Here is a 19671-nt window from a genome sequence, read left to right as displayed (position 1 = left end):
GTCTACACACAAGTTGTGACCCATGCAAGGCGGCGATTGGCCGGACATCGGGCGTTTTCGTGACAGCTCACAAGCTCCCGATCCCGATCTCCAGCACTTCAGTCCTGCTTGCGGGCCCTGGCTGCACTTTTGCGGCGGCGCAGATTTGCTCTCAGGGCCTCGGCAAGTCGGTCGTCCCGTGAAGGTGAGCCAGGCTTTGCCTTGGAGACATCACTGTCTTCCGGGGAATTTGCGCCGCTATCGTCAACCGATTGGCCTTTTTGATCTTTTTCACTCATGGGCGTTGTGAACGTCCTTTCTGGTCCCTCGTCTTCTATCAACAGGCAGGCGCCAGGGAAAGTCGGCCTGAACTTGCGGCATGAAACAGCACGCCGGTTCAATATCGTCCCGCTTGCGCTTCTTCCCGGTTGCAAACAGGATGCGACAGCCTGTTGAATACACCCCGAAAACGCGTCTTTACAGACTATATCCACAAGCAGGTTTTACACTGTTTTTCAGCCGGGATTCAGAACGAAATTGCATTTGAGATTCGCGCCCCAATTTCCAAGGCGACCCTTGCCAAAAAAAATCCAAATGACGACTTGCCTCCAGCAGGCTCTTATGGCACAAGCCCCCTCATTCCGGGCGGCACCGCTGGTCGGGAACAGCATTCGCGTCTCAATGCCCGGGCTTTTTACCATCTTCGGCAACGCGGGGCTCTTCAAGGCGCCTTCATATGCTGCCGTAGCTCAGGGGTAGAGCACTCCCTTGGTAAGGGAGAGGTCGAGAGTTCAAATCTCTCCGGCAGCACCATTTTGCAGGCACTGCGTCATGTTACCCCCTAAGACATTGAATGGTAATGAATATTTAGTGCCCAACACCCCTTTCGCGACAGTAATTCGGAAGGTCAATACACCATTCCAAGCACCATTTTCTGCAAGTCTGCCCTGCAAGACCGCCATAAACTGCCGTATTGTTCAGTTTCATGTAACGCTATTGCAGGTAGTGTAACGGCGCGTAAATCGCCGTACCTAAGAGACAACAAAAATTCAACTTTTGCCAAATCCAAAACGGTTTCTGTATTCTTTCGGTGAGATTCCGAGGACACGTTGCATGGCACGTCGCAAGCGTTCGTCGTCCTCGAAGCCGGTTCGTTGCGCAATCGTCGCGACAGGAAGTGCGGTGTCTTCGAGCAGGTCGCGCGCTGCTGCAACGCGAAACAGTTCGATGGTTTTGGCAGGCGTTCGACCAGTGGTTGCCCGATAGACCCTGGTGAAATTGCGTTCACTCATTCCTGCTTGCTCAGCCAATCGGTCTACGCGCAAATCTCCTTTCAAATTTTCCCCGATCCAGGTGTGAAGCGCATCGAACCGACCGCTGGCATCATTGATTTGACCGAGAAGAGCAGAGCTGAACTGAGTCTGGCCACCGGGGCGGATCATATACACGACCAGTGTTTGTGCGAGACGAACGGCAACTTTTCTCCCCGAGTCTTCTGCCACCATGGCAAGAGCCATATCGATGCCCGCGGTCACTCCTGCCGAAGTCCATACATTTCCATCTTTCACGAACATGCGGTCCGGCTCTACCTTCACCTTCGGATGCTGACAGGCAAGATCGTCGCAGGAATACCAATGTGTTACCGCGCGATGGCCATCCAGCAGACCACTTGCCGCGAGAACGAACGCGCCTGTGCAAACAGAGCCTATGCGCGCGGATTGATCGGCCAGAAGAACCGTATCTTCCAGAAGTTTCGGATCTTGCGCTGCCGCTCTCGCACCCCAGCCGCCCGAAATCAGGAGAGTATGGAGCTTTCTGTCGCGCCATCGTTCCATGGGTTCCGTGCTGATTTCAACCCCCGTGTCCATCAGCTGAACTCCGCCTTCCGCAGACACAAGCACGATCTCGTAGTCTTCACCTCCACATACTTTTGCATCGGCGAAAACCTGCATTGGACCGGTGATATCCAGCAGTTTGGCGTCTGGAAAGACGACAATTACAACAACCGGGCGCGATTTGGCGGAAAATGAGGGCATATTGTCGGTTATGCCAAAAAACTAACAGTTAGTCTATTTCTGAAGCATTGAAGTTTTTTTAAGTATAGTATTGGGGAAATCTCATGAAAAGAATACTACTAACTGCAGCTGCAAGCCTTGCATTGATTTCCTCGGCTGCAGCTGCACCATTCCAATGGTCTGCCGGATCCGGAGGCAACGATCACTGGTATGAATTTGTCGTGCTCGGGTCCGGAGATCCGTCATTGATGGCAACACAGGCAGAAGCGCTTGCCGGGTCATCTTCCTTCATGGGTCTGGGTGGCTATCTTGCGACGATAACGTCTGCAACCGAACAGACATTTCTCAATTCGCACTGGCCTGGTGCAGGCAGCGTGACGGGCCAGTTCCTGGACTACAGCTTCTTCCTGATTGGCGCGACGGACCGCAACACAGAAGGTTCGTTCGAATGGCTGGACGGGCCTGAAGGTGGAAATCCTTTGGCGTATACCAACTGGAAGCCGGGAGAACCGAACAACTCAGGTGGTGAGGACTATGTTGTCGCCTGGTGGGAAGACAGCGCCACCGGTCGCTGGAACGACATACCAAACAACGCGAATGTTCGTGCCTATCTCGTTGAGTATAGCGTCACGCCGGTTCCCGTACCGGCTGCCTTTCCGCTTCTGATTGGAGGGCTTGGGTTGCTGGGGTATGCCGCGCGCCGCAAACGCAGTTCAACAGAAGCCTGATCTGTAAACACGGATTAGCAAACTTGGCCCGCCGTTTTGGCGGGCTTTTTTTGTGCTGGTGTGCAGACCACGCGTCCTTCGAAGTCGGGTAACCCCGCCCGTCGCAAGCGCAAATGCGATGTCGTAATCTTCACCTCCACAAGTTTTCGCATCGGTGAAAACTTGCATTGAACCCGTAATATCCAGCAATTCGGCGTCCTGAAATTCGCCAATAACAACAACCGGGCATGATTTGGCGGAAAATGAGGTCTTATTGTCGGTTTTACCAAAAAATTAACTGTTAGTCTTACGACAAGCGATACTGAGTGGTTGATCGGTATTGTTTACCGCGTTCATAACAAAAGCGGCAACAGTTTCTGAGAAAGTTGAAAACCACTCCCCTCCGGCAAAAATTCCGTAGTTGATTGCCGGTTGTTCGATCTCGCTTTGCTGAGGAGCAACCATGTCGATTCTTTCTGCCAACTAACAGGGAGAGAGATCTAGAGAATCAAGAACTACATATTCGGACCAGGTGCGATGGTTTCCTCGGCAGCAGCTGCACCATTCCAATGGTCGTCTGGGTTTATGGTTTGGAGGTTTGAAATGAAAAAATTTCTTATCGGCGCGTGCGCTGCTCTCGGGTGGATTACCAGTGCTCAAGCTGCGCCAGTCACATTCGCAGGTCTCACATTCGACGATACCGCTTTTGTCGATGTGTCAAATGCGGTTCAGGGAACTTTTGATCCGACCGGTGTTATCGGTGGTAATTTTGCGACAGGCATTAACTTGCAAGAGCCTCCGGGAAGCATCCCACGTGTAGCGGAACTGAGCTTTACCGACAATACACTGGTGAACGGCTCTGGCGACGACCTGGCTCTGTTTGTGCCAAGTTTCGTGTTTAACCTTGGCGTTGCGACCGAGTTTCCGGGACCGACAGGTGGACCCACACCATTTCAAGGCCGGAACGGCATTTCGACCGGCGGTGGCATGATAGCGTTCCTGTATGACCTGTCTGACTACGGTATTGCTGATGGCGGTTCCGTGAGTTCCTTCTTTTTGACCAGACTTGGCGATGTTGAAGCATTCACTTTTGCAGCGGCCGCTTTGAATGGTGGTCCGATTATTGACCCACCCGTCGCTGTACCATTGCCTGCCGCTTTGCCATTGCTTGTGGGAGGCCTGGGTTTACTCGGTATTGTCAGAACTCGCCGCAAACGAGGCGCGATGCAGGACTAGCCTGATCTTTGAAAACGGATCAACAAACCTGGCCTGCCGTGATGGCAGGCCTTTTTGTACCGTCTAGCGGAAGGTCACTGAACTCCCAACGAACAGACAGGCATTCAGAAGTTAAAAGATCCAATAAGTCAGATATTTATACACAGAACAGGGCAAATCTGCTTTCCTTTTCCGCTCGGTGTCGAGCAGCACCTGCTGCTGTATTTTCCTGGTTGAAAACATGCTGCGAACTGGTGAGGGGCATGAGACCAGCGGTGGAGGGAACCATGGCGCTGAATTATTTTAATGCCCCCCAAGATTTGTAGACGCCTTCTTCCCAAATCTTGGTGCAGGAAGGTCAAGACGGGCGCGAGCGTGAGCGCACATGCGCTCCATGCCCGGAAGAAGACGTTCTCCAAGTCTCCCGTTCCCGTTGGGCTTGTTCCGGACTTCTTCACGCGAGAACAACCGGATTCGGGTTTTCAAAAACCGCCCTGACTTGATGATCCCTTCCGCTCGCCCCTTGTGCATTTGATGAGCTCGGTGAACGCGTTGCAGTTTCCGCTCAAAACACGGCTGTGCAACCGTTCCGAGCAGCTTCCGGAACGGGGCATTCGTTACGCGGCACACAGCCGTCCGGGATGCAGTCGAAACTGACATTGAGCGGTTCTGTTGATATCCTGCTTTCGCAGCGGAGGATATTGCATGACCGTCAAGCGCATCGTGTTCGACATCGCGACAAGTTCAGTCGATGAAGTTCGAGAATTCTACGCCGAACTTTTTGATCTTGAAACGATCATGGATCAGGGCTGGATTGCTACCATGGCTTCAGATGCGACCGCCAGGGTTCAAGTCAGTATTGCTTCCGAGGGTGGCTCAGGGACGCCTGTTCCCGACGCATCCATCGAGGTCGATGACGTTGACAAGGTCTATCGCCGTGCGAAAGAACTTGGTCACAAAATCGAGTACGAATTGACAAACGAACCCTGGGGTGTCCGGCGTTTCTACGTGAACGACCCTGCCGGAAAGCTTCTCAACGTCCTGTCCCATCTTTAGGTCGGCATCGTCAATTTAGGCCCCCAGGCGAACCTGGTACAATTGAACCGGTCAGCAGTTTCGGCGCTTCAGATTGAACTGCGCTCGTGCAAATTCAATCTGGCTGAAATCCTCAGTCACAGAGAACCCGGTGGCTGCCGCGATATCGTGGTGCGTTGCCTCCCGGTCTAGCGCAAGGCTGCAATGACGGATGCCGTATCGGTGACATTTGCGACGTTCTGCATGCCAAAATTAATCGAAGCCCGGTGCCAGTCCGCATTCATGGTTGAACAGGCATCTTCCGGAACGATGACCTGGAATCCTTTGTCCGCAGCCGTGCGGGCCGTGTGTTCAACGCTCATGTTGGTCCAGGAACCGGTGTTGATGATCGTGTCGATGCCTGCGTGGTTGAGGTAGCTTTCAAGGCGCGACGTCTCCCAACCGCTCATCGACATCTTTTCACACACGAGATCTTCCGGCCGAGGCTCGAGCCCCGGCACAGGGGCAACACCCCACGTACCCCGGACGAGGGCATTCTCCCCTTTCAATCCCTGAAAGAGAGGAGCATGCTGGGAGAGAAGCGGATGCCCCGGTTCGCAGACCATCCATATATGGATGACGGGCATGCCGTTTCGGCGCGCGGCTTCCGCAATCGCAATGGCGTTGGACACCACATTCTGGTCACGCGCGTGCTGCGGCGACCCGGTTTCGGCAAACGCACCACCGTCCATCATGACATCGTTCTGAAGATCCTGAATGAGCAGTGCCGTTTTCTTCGGGTCAAGAACGGGGCAAGCGGCAATCTGCAGCCCCTTGGAGGACGCATTCATGGAAGCACCGACGTTTGCCGCCTGTTCGAGTGAAGGACCTTGGACCGGTTTCGGCGACATGAAGGGTTCGGACCGCGGCCGGATTTTGGTCTTTATCGTGTAGACAGAAGTGCATGCGCACATGAAGAGGGTTTGCCAGTCTTCACCACCCCAGTGAAGGTTGGCCACCATCTCGGGTACTTCGATCTTGCCGATCAGCATCCCCTCGAAGGAATAGACCCAAACGCCACCGGGTGCGGTGACCCAGACGTTGCCGTTGGCATCGGCCTTCATGCCGTCCGGCACGCCCGCCTTGACGCTGTCCTTGATGCCTGAGGCAAACATCCGGCTGTTTTTCAGTCTGCCGTCTCCACCGACATCGAACATGCGAATGTTCGCCTGCTCGGTATCATTGACCCACATCCAGCGTTCACACGGTGAAAAACACAGTCCATTGGGCTGTGTGAACATGTAGCGGTCGGAGACAAGCACGGCTTCATCGCCGGGTTTGTGGTCCGGCGGAAGCATGTAGACACCCTGGAACCCCAGTTGAAGCGGGCGAGGCACACCAAAGTGTTCCAAACGCCCGTAGGTCGGATCCGTGAAATAGATCGCCCCGTCGGATTTGACGACAATGTCGTTCGGCGAATTGAGTTCCTGCCCCTCGAAGTGGGATGCAAGAAGTTCCCGCGATCCGTCCGGGCGAAAGCGGGCGACCGAACTCGTTGCATGTTCACAGACGAGGAGATTGAGCTCCGCGTCATAAGTCATGCCGTTGCCCTTGTTCGACGGGCGAAGCTGTTCCGTTACGCCGGATTGCCGGGTCCATTTGCGCCGAACATCGCCGGGCATATCGGAGAACAGCAGATACTGGTCTACCGGATGCCAGATCGGACCTTCGGTGAAGACGAAACCGGTGCCGATACGCTCAACGGCAGCATGCTCGTCCACCAGGTCTGTAAATTTCGGGTCAACAACTGTATGGCCCACGGATCCCTCCCAGTCTTTCGTCAAACGGGAAGCAACAACTTCCCGGAATACATCAAGTTACATCGGGAACCACTGCCGCTCGGGCACCGTTTCGGACATCGGACCGGGAACGGTCATGGCAAGCCTGCCAACCACTTGCTGGTTCTGGATTTTTGCAGGCCGGTCATGAACAGGAAGCAGGAACGTGTAATTGTTCAAAAGCTTCTTGATCGCGCCCTTTTCTTCCCGTTTCGAGCCGGAATGGTTCCCCGTCACGCGCGGTTCCATCCAATTGTTGGTGTGGACGTGGTTCACGATCTGGTCGTTGAAATCGTAAATGACGTCACCGCAGATGCAGGCAAGGCCCTCCGCCGTTTCCACGATCACATTCATCGACCCTTCAGTATGTGCGCCGGCCGCTTCACACCACACGCCCGGAATGATTTCTTCCGCGCCGGTAATCTCAAGATCCAGGAAACGCATGGCTTCGGGTTCATAGATCCGCTCTACCAGATGCATGATGTCGGGTTTCGGATATTGCGGGTACATGATCCCGGACACGGAAAACTCCATCTCCCTGCGGTTCAGGACCACGGTCGTATTCATCGGGAACTTGTCGTCCTTGCCTGCGTGATCGATGTGAAGATGCGTGTGCAGGATGTAACGAATATCGCCGAGCTTCAGACCATGTTTGGCAAGCTGGTTCTCGATCATGTTGTCGTGGAACTGCAGTCCCCGCATCCCGAGACTTTCCATGATCGCGTTGTCCCGGTACCCAGTATCGACGAGAACGGGATGCGTGCCACCTAGGATCAGGAACCCGTAGACGGGTACGCGGCGGATCCGGCCGCATTCGTGACCGAGCACGAGAAAAGATGTCTCAAGTTCAATGTCGCCATAGTCCAGAACGTGTATGGTAAGGGCCATTTATTTTACTCCCATGGAAAGAATGAGCTGCGACAGAGCATTGGCTAAAGCCGATAGATCCGCTCAGCCGTATCGTTGAAAATTGACTGCCTTTTCACCTTGGTCAGACCCTTTGCCCCCTCCTGAAAGGCGCCAAAGAGATCCGCGTAGGTCGTCCAGAGTTTTTCGATCGGGAAATTGGAACCGAACATGCACCTGTCTGCACCGAAAAGGCTGACGGTCTGCTTGATCATGAAGGCGACAAACTCGGGATCATTCCTGTGAATGAAGGTTCCGAAAGCAGACAGCTTGGTCGCAACGTTGTTGCATTCAGCCAAACGGCGCATGCCCTTGCGCCAAAGTTTGACACCGTCGGCACTGGTTTCTTCCAGCATGCCGGCATGCATAAGCACAAATTGCACGTCCGGACAGCTTCGAGCCAGCTCCGCGGCATATTCCATTTGTGAAGGAAACACCTGCAAATCAAAACTCCAGCCATACTCGGCCAGGTATGCGATATTCTTGCGAACAAGCGGATCGGCAGGCAGGTCAGGTCTGGCTGCAAATCTGTAAAGCGGGTTTTCGTGCCAGTGAAACTGCTGACGCAGCCCACGCATGAGCGGGTAGCGTTTCAGCCTGTCGAGTTGCGGCCTGACATCTTCGCTGGTGAAATCGGCAAAGCCGACAATGCCATGAGGCCAACCCGACGTGTCCGCAACCGATTGCACCCACGCAACTTCATCTTCGAACCAGTTCGGAGCCCAGTTTGCCTGCACATAAACGGACTTGATGATCCCGGTTTCCCCGAGATCCTCTCGAAACTCGTCAATGAGGTAATCACGTTTTATTGAGGCATAAGGACCGAAAATCCGTGGCTGCTCCGGTCCGAGAAGCCACGGAAGATCCTTTTGCCGCCAGATATGATGATGCGCGTCGATCATGAGGGCCTCGAAAGACTGAGAACATGTGTGCAGAGAGCCTCGATCCTGTCTCCCGGCACGAGACTGTCGAGAAACGGAAGGCAAGCCGACAATGCTTCGGTTCGCGGCTCATATCCCGGATCGGCTGCAAGGGGGGTGAGCCAGTCCAGTCGCCAGCACAGACGGGCCAGTTTCCGGATGGCCTCGACAAGCGTCGCCGGCTCACCGCGTTCCAGACCGTCGGACAGGATCAGGACAGCAGCGCCTCGGGCCTGGCCGGCGAAACGCGGAACCGCAAGAAAGGCCTGAAGGGCATCACCTATGCGCGTTCCACCGTCAAAATCCGCAACAGTGGCCCCGACACTCTCCAGGGCCTGATCGATGTTCTTGATCCGAAGGGAGTTGGAGACCCGCGTCAACCGCGTTCCGAAAGTGAACGTTTCCACGCGTTCGGCCGCTTGCGTAAGCTTGTGTGCAAACCGCATTGTTGCGACGCTCTGGTCTGTCATCGATCCGGATACATCGACCAGCAGCAGGATCCGTCGCTGTCTCGTTTTTCTGCGGGTAACCGGCAAGTCGAATACTTCCCCATCCTGTCGCAATGCCTGTTTAAGAGCTTTCCGCAGATCAATCCGGTTTCCGCGTTGCGAAAACGCGCGCCGGTATGACAGGCGTCGCGGCAGGTCCTTTTCCGCCCGGCGCGCGAGGTGCCTGAGGGCACCACTTTCGTCAGCGGGTACAAATTGCCGGCGCCTCAGAATTTCAGCAGAGGTCGCAAGGTCGCCGGTTTCGTCTTCCTCCATCCCCTCTTCAACATCCACCTGGGCCCCTGTCGGCTCGTAAGCCTGGACATCATCATCTTCGTCATCGTCTTCAATTGACGCCGCAAGTCCCTGACCCAGGAAATAAGCCTTGAAAAGCGCATCGAATTCCGTTTGCCGGTCCCTCGGGACCGACAGCATGGCAATCGCAGCGCTACGGATATCGCGCATGTCCCTTGGCCCCAGCAGCCCGACGGCTTCCACAAACCCCATTGTCTGATCCGGAGCGACGGGAAAACCGTGTGCCCGAAGAATTGCGGGAAACTCGACAAAGGGTCGTGTCGCGGCAGGAAGCGTCATGCGGCCTCCTGCGGCATGAAACTGTCGAGACGGCCTTCCAGAAAATCCAGATCGTCATGGTCCTTGAGCGCAACACCGATGGCACGTCGGAACGCTTCCGGCCAGGTCGCCCCCTGATCGTGGAGCAACGTTGCGGCCTCGGCCCATTCCACCGTTTCGGCGACTCCCGGCGGTTTGGCAAGCGGCTCGGTCCTGAGTTTCGCAACGGCCCCGGCAACAGCGGCGGCAGTGGCTTGCGCCACGGTGCTGGCCCGCGCCATCACGATCCGCGATTCCAGATGGATGTCCGGATAGTCGATCCAATGATAGACACAGCGCCGTCGCAGCGCTTCGTGCAGATCTCGTGTCCGGTTCGAAGTCAGAACCACGACAGGCGGCCGCACGGCTCGCACTGTTCCCGTTTCGGGAATGGAGATGGCGAAATCCGAAAGAAACTCCAGCAGAAACGCTTCGAATTCCTGGTCGGACCGATCAATCTCGTCAATCAGCAGCACGCAGTCATCGGGAGAGCGAAGCGCTTCCAGCATGGGCCTTTGCAGCAGAAACTGGTCGTCGTAGATGTTGATGTAGTCATCACCGGCTTGTCGAATGGCAAGCATTTGACGTGTGTAGTTCCATTCATAAAGTGCTGATGCGGCGTCAATGCCTTCAAAGCACTGCAGCCGTACAAGGCGACGGCCAAGCACTGACGCAATGGCCTTGGCGGCCTCCGTCTTGCCGACACCGGGTGCGCCTTCGAGCAACAGCGGTTTGCCGAGCGCCAACGCCAGATACGCTGCTGTCGAAAGTTCATCGCCTGCAATATACTGGGCAGCGATCAGCGCATCCCTCAAGCGATCAGGGCGATCAATTCCAACGATGGACGGCTTCACCGGCATGGATCAGCGCACTCCCTGTGGCCTGGCGCCACCATTCGCGAGCAATCCGCGCAGAACTCTTTCCGGCGTGATCGGCAGCGTGTCGCAGCGAACGCCAACAGCGTTGTAGACCGCATTCGCTATTGCGGGAAGAACAGGATTGGCGCACATTTCGCCGGGACCCTTGCCGCCAAAGGGCGCGTCTTCGGCAGGCCGTTCGAGCACGGCGATGTTGTGATCAACAACCTCACCGGGACCGGGCATCAGATAGGCATTGAAGTCTTCCGGCCCATGGTTCCGGTCGGGATAGTAGGGCTCCGTCGTTTCATAGAGTGCATGCGAAACCCCCATCCAGGCACCACCAATCAGCTGCTGTTCGACAAGGCGCGGGTTTAGCGCTCGACCAACTTCATACGCAGAATTGATTTCATTGACGGTGACCTCGCCAGTCTCGTCATCCACTTCCAGATCCACGACCAGAGCCGCATGGGCGAAACAGGAAACCGGCGTCATCTCGCCGGTATCCGGATCGACGTCCGACGGCGGGATCAGGAAAATCCCTCTGCCCGACAGTGTCCTGCCCTGCTTGAATTGCGCCGCGATTGCCGTGTCGGCGACCGTGATTGTCCGTGTTGGCGCTCCCTTTACGTGAATGTTCCCCTGTCCGTCTGTTTCCAGGTCTGCTGCATTGACTTCGAGCTCTTCCGCCGCAGCCTCGAGCAACGCCTTTCGCGCTTCTGTCGCCGCGCGAATGACCGCGTTTCCAACCCGGTGTGTCCCGCGGGAGGCGAACGAACCCATGCAATGCGGACCAGTATCGCTGTCTGCGGTATCGACGTAGACGTCGGCAACTGGAACCCCGAGCGTTTCTGCCGCGATCTGGCGGGTTACCGACTTCATGCCCTGCCCCAGATCAATGGACGACAAGGACACCATGAACTTTCCATCCGGCGTTGAATGAACCAGCGCCTGGCTCGGATCACCACCAAGGTTCATGCCTATCGGGTAGTTGATGCAGGCAAAGCCGCGCCCCTTGTGGACAGTCATGATCAACGCCTCCTTGAACCGGACAAGAACCTGGACACGCCAGGCCGATTGACACCTCGGGAAAAGGGTTTTTCGGGTTTGTACGGCTGAGATGCAGCATCTGGAGCTGGCGGCTGCGGCGCCGTGGCTGGCGGCTCGGGCGACGCCTGCGGTGCCGGTGGCGACAGTGCGGGTTGCAGGGCGGGTTGCAGGACTTGCGAGCTGCCGGATGGCGCGACAGGACCTGGGCGGGCTGCCGGAGGTGGTGGCGACGCAGGCGCGGCTGCTTGAGGACGCGTATCGGTCGCAATCGCGGCTTCAGGTATCCTGGTGGGCGTGGACGAAGGCCCTCTGTAGCCGGTGCGGGACGGATCCATGATCATGTCTTCGTCCTGGGGGGCCGCGGCAACGATTGGAATACCCTGTGTTCCGGCCGGCACGTTCCCCCTGGCAGACGCGCCTTCACCTGGCGCAGTCGGGATTACCGAGCGCCTCCGCTCCCCTATCTGCCCGGCCATGTCCGTGACCGTTTCGGGAATTTCAGCCCTTGGACCACCGCCCCCCAGAAGAGAGGATTGACGCGCTGCCTCGGCGCCAATGCTCCAACCGGATTTTTGCGCGGCGACCTGGCAACATTCAATCAGCGCGGTATTTTTTGCCAAGCGTCGGTGCGGCTTCATATCCCCGTCCCGATAGGCATTCAGGATCCGCAGTTCGATCGGGTTCAGTCCAACGGCTTCTGCGACCTTGTCCATGTGACACTCAATGGCAAAATCGACGCCCGTGATGCCGAAACCACGCATTGCGGTTGCCGGCGTGCGATTGGTGAAAACGCAAAAGACATTCGCGGCGACGTTGGGGATTGTGTAGGGGCCAGGCAGATGGGCCGAACACTTGATGATCGCGTAAGAAGACAACCGGGTATAGGCACCAGCGTCAAAAAAACCGGTAAAGGCCCGTGCCAGAATGCGTCCATCGCGCGCAACGCCGTCCTTTATGCGCCAGCGTTCGGCACCGCGTGGTGCCCCGACCTGCATTTCCTCTGTACGATCCCACATGAATTTCACCGGGCGCCCGGCAAGCACCGCACCGAGAACCGAGAGCGGCTCCACAATGCTATCGACCTTGCCGCCGAAGCCGCCGCCGACTGTTCCGCCTATGAAATGAAGCCGTGAAGACGGCATATCCAGCAACTTGGCCGTGGTGCCCAGAGAGAAGAAAAGTGCTTGTGTCGAGGTATAACAGACGTAGCGGTCATTGGTTTCGGGTGCTGCGATTGCACCACAGGTTTCAATCGGCGCCTGTTCGATCGGCGACATCTGGTATTCGCCCTCGACAATATGATCTGCTTCGGCAAAGCCCTTGTCGACGTCGCCAAACCGAAGCTTTTGATGATCGTAGAGATCATGATAGTCGAACGTGTTGTTCGGATAGACTTCATTGACGACCGGTGCCTGAAGCGAAAGGGCCTCTTCCGGGTCCAGGACATGTGGCAGAACCTCATAGTTCACTTTCACCGCGGCGCATGCGTCACGCGCCTGCCGATCGGTTTCGGCGATGATGGCTGCAACAGGTTCGCCGACATAGGCGACCTTGGTATCCTGTATAAGCTTCTCTTCATCCTTGCCGAAATTGATCAACGACAGCAACGTGTTGAGATTGTTGGGAACATCCCGCGCAAGGATCACCCGGATGACGCCTGGCATGCGTTCGGCAGCACCGGTATCGATCGATCTGATCCGGGCATGGTGGTGTGGCGAGCGTACACAGCGCATGTGCAGCAAACCGTCAAAGAGATGATCGTCATAGTAGGGCGAACGGCCCGTTACGTGGCCAAGAATATCCTGCCGGCGCGTGGGCTTGCCGATTTCCTGAAGATTGTCGTCACGCTCTTCCCTAAAGAGATCTTTGCGGAATTCCACGGAAGACATCAGCCGGTCCTCCGTGTCGCTTGACCGCTCGCAGCCATGATCGCGTCGATTATGGGGTCGTAGCCCGTGCATCTGCAGATGTTGCCGGAAATCGCTTCGATAACTTCCTCCCGGCTTGGTCTGGGAGTGCGATCAAGCAGGGCTTTGGCGGCCATCAGCATCCCGGGTGTGCAATATCCGCACTGGGCAGCAAAGTTTTCCATGAATGCTTCCTGAAGCGCATGAAGCTTTGGCCCGGCTGCCAGTCCGTTCGTCGTTTCAACGGACCGTCCTTCAACGGTTTCAGCCAGGGTCAGACAGCTCAAATGCGGTTCACCGTCGATCAGCACAGTGCAGGATCCGCAGGTACCCTGACCGCAGCCGTATTTTGGTGTCAGATCTCCAACACCGCGCCTGAGAACGTCGAGCAGGTTTTGGGCATCGTCGACGAACACTGCCGCAGACGATCCATTGAGTGAGAATTGAACAGGTGTCTTGGCCATCATCGTGTTCCTTGCCCCAGAAGCAGGCGTCCCAGATGCACTGGTGCAACTTCCTTCCGATACCAACCGGAGGCCAGGCTGTCGTCGGGAGGGTTCAGGTCGTTTGCGACGCTCTGCAGCGCGCGTTCAATGCCATTTTGATCGAGATTGACGCCCTCCAGAGCTGCCTCCACCGCCGGAACCCTAACCGGTGTGGGTGCCATCGCGCCGAAAGCCACGCGAGCACCGGAGACGCGTCCTGCACGCCTGGGCAACCAGGCAGCAATGCTTAGAACAGACGCACCTCTCGGCTTGACCCGGGTGACTTTCAAAAACCGGAAATCATCTCCGGCAGGCCGCAAGGCGGAAACGGATTCAACAAGGCGGGTTTCCGTGTCACGAACCGGGAGCAGGCGATCCAGATCCATCTCGCTGCCATCGGACATGCGAAGCCTTGCATCCAGCACCAACAAGGCGACTGCAAAATCTCCATATGGATGGGGAGCGAAAATGTTGCCGCCGACAGTTGCCATGTTTCGGATTGCCGGACCTCCGACGGCACGTGCGACGGGATGCAGAAACGCCGTATCGCCGGATTTCATGATCGTCGCCATGGTTGCGAAGGCCCCCAGCCGGATGCGCTCGCCTTCCGATGAAATTCCTGCAAGAGGTGTAGGTTGCCTGAGGCGAACGATGCGTGACACGTCCTGGTCGCCATAGTTGACACCGCGCATGAGCAAGGTTCCCCCACCCAGGAGTGACGTTCCCTGGCCACTGCTTGCGGCGGCCTCCTGCAGTGTATCGACCGTAGTAATCGTCACCATTGGTTACGCCTCCAGTCCCATGAAATCCGAAACGGCCTTGAACCCGGCCACATAAATGTCGTCACCGACAAGCGCCGCGAGTTCCCTGTCGCGGCCTGCCGGGACATCGAAGCGGCTTTGCCATTCCCACAGCGTCGTGTCGTCATCGGTCACCGGGGACAGGCGGACATGCGCGACATAATTGAAGAGCGGTATTGGCGTATCCAGAAGGCAATACGAGTAGGTCTGCTCCAGATCTGAAAGTGTCAGGAGCTGTTCCCTGAGCTCGGACCCGTCTTTCAGTCTGAAGCGACGGACTGCGCCGACCCTGTCAGCGCTTCCGCCGCGTTCGATCTGGCTTGTTGTAACTGCCGGGTGCCAGCGGTCGTGACCGTTGAAGTCGCGCAGAACCTCCCACACGGCTTCAATCGGTGCGTTGACTATTGTGCTGCGGACGACCTTGACCACGACCTTTCCAACTCCGCCTATTTGAACTTCATGTCGTTGGGATCGAATGTGGTCACCTGCGCGTACATCAATCCGTCGCGGGTGACGTATGCATCCGCTCCCTTGTAGGGCTCAGCGAGATAGTCCGCCTCCACCCGCCAGGACACATTTACGGTGTCACCAACCGTCTTGACCTTTTCCGCAATGAACGTTGCGCCCTTGAAGCCACCCTCTTCTCTTGGCTTGCAGAAGCCGGCAAAAACGTCACCTATGTTTTTCCGGCCTTCGATCCACACTCCGTTCGGCAATATGAAAAGCACTTCTTCGGGATATTGAGCCATGAGCCTGTTCCAGTCACAGGCGTTCAGCGCGTCGATATGCTCGAATGTCACGCGTTCAGCGTTCGGTTGAATAGCGAGCGGCGGCAAATCTTGTGCCATCGCACCCGTCGCGTACAGAACCATGCCCATCGCGATTGCAAACTTCCGACATGCCATCGTCATTCCTCCTCTTTTGAAAAAGATTTCCCCTACCCGCCGAAATGCCTCTTCAGGGCATCAAAGCCGCCCTGAAAAACGTTTGTTCCGATACCGGTAACCAACTCGTCTTCCTTTTCCTGTTCACAGGAAAACTCCGCAGACCATTCAATGAATGTGCGGTCACCTTCCGTGACAGGCGTCAGACGCATTGTCGCGATGTAGTCGCTCAGCGGCATTGGGCCTTCGAGCATCGAATAGCTGTAGAAAAGATCGTAGTCAGACAGCCCGAGCAGTTGCTCGCGAATGTTGTCGCCGTTCTGAAGACTGAAGTTTCTGATGCATCCAATCTTGTCGGAAGGCAAGGCCTCCTCGATACGGCTTTCGCGTATCCGGGGATGCCATTTGGGCAAGCCGTTGAAGTCCCTGATACGTTCCCAGACCCTGGCCGAAGGGGCATCAATCACCGATGAGGTGTAAACCCGCGCCATTTATTTGCCCTCCTTGGACGCGCCTGGCCCTTTCGGCTTTTCGTCTGCCTTCAACCGTTTCATTTCATTGGCGGCACGGGTCATATCGTTGGCCGTCCGCATGACATCCGATTTGGCGAGATTTGACCCGTCGATCCCGATATCACTCAGCAGGCTGTCCACCATTGGTGCCTGCACCCGGTATCGAAGCGCCGAATTGATGACCTCGTCAGTCGGGCTGCCGCCGCCGCCACCACTACCTCCGGTGCCGGTGCCGTTCCCGTCCGCCCAACCGAGACCTGACGTCCCGCTGCCGCCTAGCTGCATGATTTTGATATCGTTGATTTTTTCAAGCGGCTTGACCGATGCCGAGACGATTCCTTCGACATGTTCCAGCATCTTGCGTTTGAAGAGTGAATGGCGCGCTGCATCGGTCAGCACATTCTCGGCTTCGTTGATAAGCTTTTGTGCCTCGGCTTCCACCGCTTTGCGGACCTTTTCGGCGTCTGCGGCAATTCGTTTTTCTTCGGCTTCCTTTTCGGCCAGAACCACGTCAACCGATTTGCGTCGGGTCGCAGCTTCGGTTTCCTGTGCCGTCTTGACCTTCTCGGCCGCCGCGGTTGCCCGCGCCTTCGCTGCATCCGCTTCTACAGCGGCAGCGCTTTCATCAAGCGATTTCTTGTAAAGCTCGATGGCCTTGTCCATCTGTGCGGTTTCGACAGCCTTTTCGCGTGCAATCTCCAGACGTCGCCGCTCGGTCTGATGGCCAATGCGGGCATCGTCCAGACCACGCTCGGATGCGATCTGAGCTCGCTCGATCTCTTCCTGACTTGAAATTTCGGCTTCGCGCAGTGCCTGAACACGTGAGATTTCGAGCTGTTCGAGTACCTTCTTGCGTTCCAGCTTCCTCGCGTCCAGCTCCTGCTCCGCAAGTATCTTCTCCGCATCGACGGATTTCTCCTTGGCAACTTTTGCTGCCTCGATTGCCTGATCGGCGGCAACCTGCGCCTCGTCGATCGCCTTGTTGCGGGCGATTTCCAGCGCACGGATCTTCTCGTCCCGCGCGATCTTTTCGGCAGTCGTCTCCTGCTCCTTCTCGATCCGAAGCTGTTCGACAGACCGGCGCGAAGCGACTTCTGCCGTTTCAATTGCTTCCGCGCGCTCGATCTCACGTTTTCTGACGTCAGTCTCTTTGGAGATCTCTGCTGCGCGCACCTTGTTTTCCTGCGCAATGCGCGCTGCTTCGACCAGTTCCTGCGCGGAAATGTTGGCGACATCCACCGCTCTGTTGCGGGCGATCTCACGCTCCCGGAGATCCTGTTCGTAAGCAATTCGCTCGGCAGCGACCTTTTTCTCCTTGGCAATGCGGGCCGCCTCTGTGGCTTCCGCCTTGGCAATTTCCGCCGCCTCCAGGGCCCTGGACCGGGCAACATCGCGCTCCCTGGTTGCCTCGTCGCTTTCGATTCGCTGCAACGCGGTTTTCGCTTCCTGGGCGATACGCGCGGCATCAATTGCCTCACGGGCGGCAATCTCGGCCTCTTCAACAACCTGGTTGCGGGCAATCTCGAGTGCCCTCGATTCCCGCTCAAAACCTATCCGCTCTGCGACAATCACTTTTTCCTGAGCGATGCGCTTGGCTTCGGTTGCCTCCTTGGCCGCAATATTGGCTGCATCCAGGGCCGCCTGGCGTGCGACGTCACGCCCATCCGTCTCTTCCTGAGCTGCGATCCGTTCGAACGCGAGCTGCTTGTCCTGGGCAATTCGCGCCTTTTCAACAGCTTCGCGGGCAGTGATCTCCGCCTCGTCGATTGCCTTGTTGGAGGAAATCTCGAGATTGCGGATCCGCTCTTCCTGGGCAATTCGTGTCTTGTTGGTTTCCTCACGGGCGGCAATCTGCGCTATCTCGATCTCGCGCTGCTGTTCGATCTGGAGCGCACGCGTGGCTTGCTCCGAGGCGATCCGTTCTGCCGAAAGGGATTTCTCCCGCGCAATGCGCGCAGCTTCAGTGGCTTTCTGACTGGCGATCTCGGCTTCTTCCAGCGCTTTCTGTCGTTCAATCTCAAGCCGGCGAGTTTCACGATCCGCCTCGATACGAGAGGCGTTGACGGTCTGCTCCTGGGCAACTCGCAGTTTCTCGGCAGCTTCCCGCGATGCAATTTCTGCCTGCTCGATTGCCAGATTTCTGGCGATTTCCTTTTCGCGGGTGACGCGCTCAAACGAAATTCGCGCTTCGGTTACCGCTTCTTCCTGCGCGATCTTTGCCTTTTCGACCAATTCGCGCGCGGCAATATCGGTTTCCTCGATCGTTTTGCGACGCTCGATCTCGAGCGCTTCGGTTTCGCGATCTTTCGCGATCCGGGCCTCGTTGAGAGACCGTTCCTGAGCGATGCGTGCCTTCTCGACCGCTTCCTTCGCGGCAATGTCGGCCGCCTCCGTCATCTGCTGAGTGCGAATGCGTTCTTCCGTCAGGGTCTTTTCCTGACCGATCCTGGCTTTTTCCACCGCCTCACGGGTGACTATTTCCGCTTCATCAATGACACGCTGGCGTTCGATCTCCTTTTGCCGAACCTCCCGTTCCGATGCGATCCGGGCCTCTGAAATGTGCCGTTCGTTCTCGATCCGGGCCGTCTCGATGGCTTCCCGGCTCAAAAGCGAGGCGTGCTCTGCTTCCTTTTCGCGTTCGGACCTTTCGCGGACCAGATCGGTGTGCTGCTGCGCCCGTTTGAATTCTATTTCGCGTTCCTGCTCCAGGCGCGCATTTTCGCTTTCGCGTTCAATGTCGAGCACCTGTTTTTCCGCTTCCAGGTTGCGCGAACGTATGCGGATCATCGAATCCTGTTCGATATCGTTGCGCATCTTTCTTCTGTCCTCGATTTCACGGATGACAGTCGTCAGGCCTTCGGCATCGAACCGGTTGGAAGGATTGAAATATTCGATCCCGGTCTGATCTATATCCGTGATGGCGACGCTTTCGAGTTCCAGCCCGTTCTTGTCGAGTCCGACCTGAGCGGCTTCAAGCACACGGTCGACATATACGTGCCGGCTTTCATGAAGTTCCTCCATGGTCATCTCGGACGCAACGGTACGAAGTGCCGATATGAATTTCCCTGACAGGAGCGAATGGATACGTTCCGGTTCCAGAGTACGCCGCCCGAGCGTGGAAGCGGCCAGGCTGACACCCGTTTTGGTCTGCCCGACGCGGACATAAAACTCCGCGTCCACATCGACACGCAGCCGGTCCTTGGTGATCAGGGCATCTTCCTTCTCACGTGTCAGCGCCATTTGCAGCGAGTTCATGTTCACGGGAGTTATGTCGTGAATGATGGGCCAGACGAATGCGCCGCCGTCGATCACCACCTTCTCGCCCAGGAACCCCGTTCGCACGAAAGCGACTTCCTTGGTCGATCGCCGGTATAGCCAATGCATCACCCAATAAAGGATGAAGACGACAATGACCGCGAGAATAAGCCACAGCACCAATTGCCCGATGAGCTGACCAGCCATGTTCAGTCCTCCCTCCCCGG

17 protein-coding genes, 1 tRNA gene and 1 pseudogene are annotated in these 19671 nt (G+C 56.7%); 4 read left to right on the top strand and 15 right to left on the bottom strand.

All coding sequences use genetic code 11. From position 1 onward, the window contains the following. Positions 1-98: 98 nt before the first annotated feature. Positions 99-278 carry a hypothetical protein gene (locus tag ACO6TI_RS14275; protein WP_196890782.1) on the bottom strand — a complete coding sequence of 60 codons (180 nt, stop codon included), beginning with the start codon at positions 276-278 and terminating at the stop codon, positions 99-101. Between the two features lie 439 nt (positions 279-717). Here ACO6TI_RS14275 and ACO6TI_RS14270 point away from each other — a divergent pair. Beyond that, positions 718-792: transfer RNA gene (locus tag ACO6TI_RS14270), tRNA-Thr, on the top strand. Between the two features lie 236 nt (positions 793-1028). Here the strand turns inward: ACO6TI_RS14270 and ACO6TI_RS14265 are convergent. After that, positions 1029-2015: a helix-turn-helix domain-containing protein gene (locus ACO6TI_RS14265; RefSeq protein WP_104703335.1), complete on the bottom strand. Its 987-nt coding sequence runs from the start codon at positions 2013-2015 to the stop codon at positions 1029-1031. 83 nt (positions 2016-2098) lie between these two features. Here ACO6TI_RS14265 and ACO6TI_RS14260 point away from each other — a divergent pair, with 83 nt between their 5' ends. The 3 genes from ACO6TI_RS14260 (at position 2099) to ACO6TI_RS14250 (ending at position 4972) form a co-directional block, all read left to right on the top strand. Continuing rightward, positions 2099-2722 carry a lectin-like protein gene (locus ACO6TI_RS14260; protein WP_422385145.1) on the top strand — a complete coding sequence of 208 codons (624 nt, stop codon included), beginning with the start codon at positions 2099-2101 and terminating at the stop codon, positions 2720-2722. Between the two features lie 582 nt (positions 2723-3304). Continuing rightward, the gene (locus ACO6TI_RS14255; protein ID WP_422385144.1) at positions 3305-3937 is read left to right on the top strand and encodes a hypothetical protein; all 633 of its coding nucleotides are present in this window, start codon (positions 3305-3307) and stop codon (positions 3935-3937) included. A 684-nt stretch (positions 3938-4621) separates the two neighbouring features. After that, complete coding sequence (locus ACO6TI_RS14250) at positions 4622-4972, top strand: VOC family protein (protein WP_422385143.1); 351 nt, start codon at positions 4622-4624, stop codon at positions 4970-4972. Between the two features lie 167 nt (positions 4973-5139). On the opposite strand, the gene ACO6TI_RS14245 is transcribed toward ACO6TI_RS14250, so the two are convergent. The 13 genes and pseudogenes from ACO6TI_RS14245 to ACO6TI_RS14185 form a co-directional block, all read right to left on the bottom strand. Next, entirely contained in the window at positions 5140-6750 is a 1611-nt protein-coding gene (locus tag ACO6TI_RS14245) for an isochorismatase family protein (protein WP_422385142.1), read from the bottom strand. 57 nt (positions 6751-6807) lie between these two features. Next, positions 6808-7656 carry an N-acyl homoserine lactonase family protein gene (locus ACO6TI_RS14240; protein WP_055111715.1) on the bottom strand — a complete coding sequence of 283 codons (849 nt, stop codon included), beginning with the start codon at positions 7654-7656 and terminating at the stop codon, positions 6808-6810. Between the two features lie 44 nt (positions 7657-7700). Then, positions 7701-8576: an amidohydrolase family protein gene (locus ACO6TI_RS14235; RefSeq protein WP_104703338.1), complete on the bottom strand. Its 876-nt coding sequence runs from the start codon at positions 8574-8576 to the stop codon at positions 7701-7703. Further along, positions 8573-9676, bottom strand: coding sequence for a VWA domain-containing protein (locus ACO6TI_RS14230; protein ID WP_104703339.1), 1104 nt, complete (start codon positions 9674-9676; stop codon positions 8573-8575). The genes ACO6TI_RS14235 and ACO6TI_RS14230 overlap by 4 nt, the downstream gene beginning before the upstream one ends. Continuing rightward, the gene (locus ACO6TI_RS14225) at positions 9673-10554 is read right to left on the bottom strand and encodes an AAA family ATPase (RefSeq protein WP_055111710.1); all 882 of its coding nucleotides are present in this window, start codon (positions 10552-10554) and stop codon (positions 9673-9675) included. The genes ACO6TI_RS14230 and ACO6TI_RS14225 overlap by 4 nt, the downstream gene beginning before the upstream one ends. A gap of 3 nt (positions 10555-10557) precedes the next feature. Then, positions 10558-11580 carry a xanthine dehydrogenase family protein molybdopterin-binding subunit gene (locus ACO6TI_RS14220; protein ID WP_055111708.1) on the bottom strand — a complete coding sequence of 341 codons (1023 nt, stop codon included), beginning with the start codon at positions 11578-11580 and terminating at the stop codon, positions 10558-10560. Positions 11581-12071: 491 nt separating this feature from the next. After that, positions 12072-13490: pseudogene (locus ACO6TI_RS14215) on the bottom strand (xanthine dehydrogenase family protein molybdopterin-binding subunit); the annotation flags it as partial. Next, positions 13490-13972, bottom strand: coding sequence for a (2Fe-2S)-binding protein (locus ACO6TI_RS14210; protein ID WP_104703519.1), 483 nt, complete (start codon positions 13970-13972; stop codon positions 13490-13492). The gene ACO6TI_RS14210 and the pseudogene ACO6TI_RS14215, both read right to left, overlap by 1 nt. Continuing rightward, positions 13972-14775, bottom strand: a complete 804-nt coding sequence (locus ACO6TI_RS14205; protein ID WP_196890805.1) for an FAD binding domain-containing protein — start codon at positions 14773-14775, stop codon at positions 13972-13974. The genes ACO6TI_RS14210 and ACO6TI_RS14205 overlap by 1 nt, the downstream gene beginning before the upstream one ends. Before the next feature lie 3 nt (positions 14776-14778). After that, complete coding sequence (locus ACO6TI_RS14200) at positions 14779-15222, bottom strand: SRPBCC family protein (RefSeq protein ID WP_055111701.1); 444 nt, start codon at positions 15220-15222, stop codon at positions 14779-14781. 17 nt (positions 15223-15239) lie between these two features. Further along, positions 15240-15698, bottom strand: a complete 459-nt coding sequence (locus tag ACO6TI_RS14195; protein WP_104703343.1) for a nuclear transport factor 2 family protein — start codon at positions 15696-15698, stop codon at positions 15240-15242. 32 nt (positions 15699-15730) lie between these two features. Beyond that, positions 15731-16168 (bottom strand): SRPBCC family protein, encoded by a 438-nt coding sequence (locus tag ACO6TI_RS14190; protein WP_055111699.1) that lies wholly within the window; start codon positions 16166-16168, stop codon positions 15731-15733. Further along, a complete protein-coding gene (locus ACO6TI_RS14185; protein ID WP_350185487.1) occupies positions 16169-19651 on the bottom strand; it encodes a flotillin domain-containing protein in 3483 nt (1160 codons plus the stop codon). It lies immediately after the preceding gene. Positions 19652-19671: the final 20 nt, after the last annotated feature.

It is taken from the genome of Roseibium album (genome assembly GCF_965233825.1).
Taxonomy (GTDB): domain Bacteria; phylum Pseudomonadota; class Alphaproteobacteria; order Rhizobiales; family Stappiaceae; genus Roseibium; species Roseibium album.
Note: the sequence above shows the minus strand (reverse complement) of the source record. Positions and strands in the feature narration are given on the sequence as shown.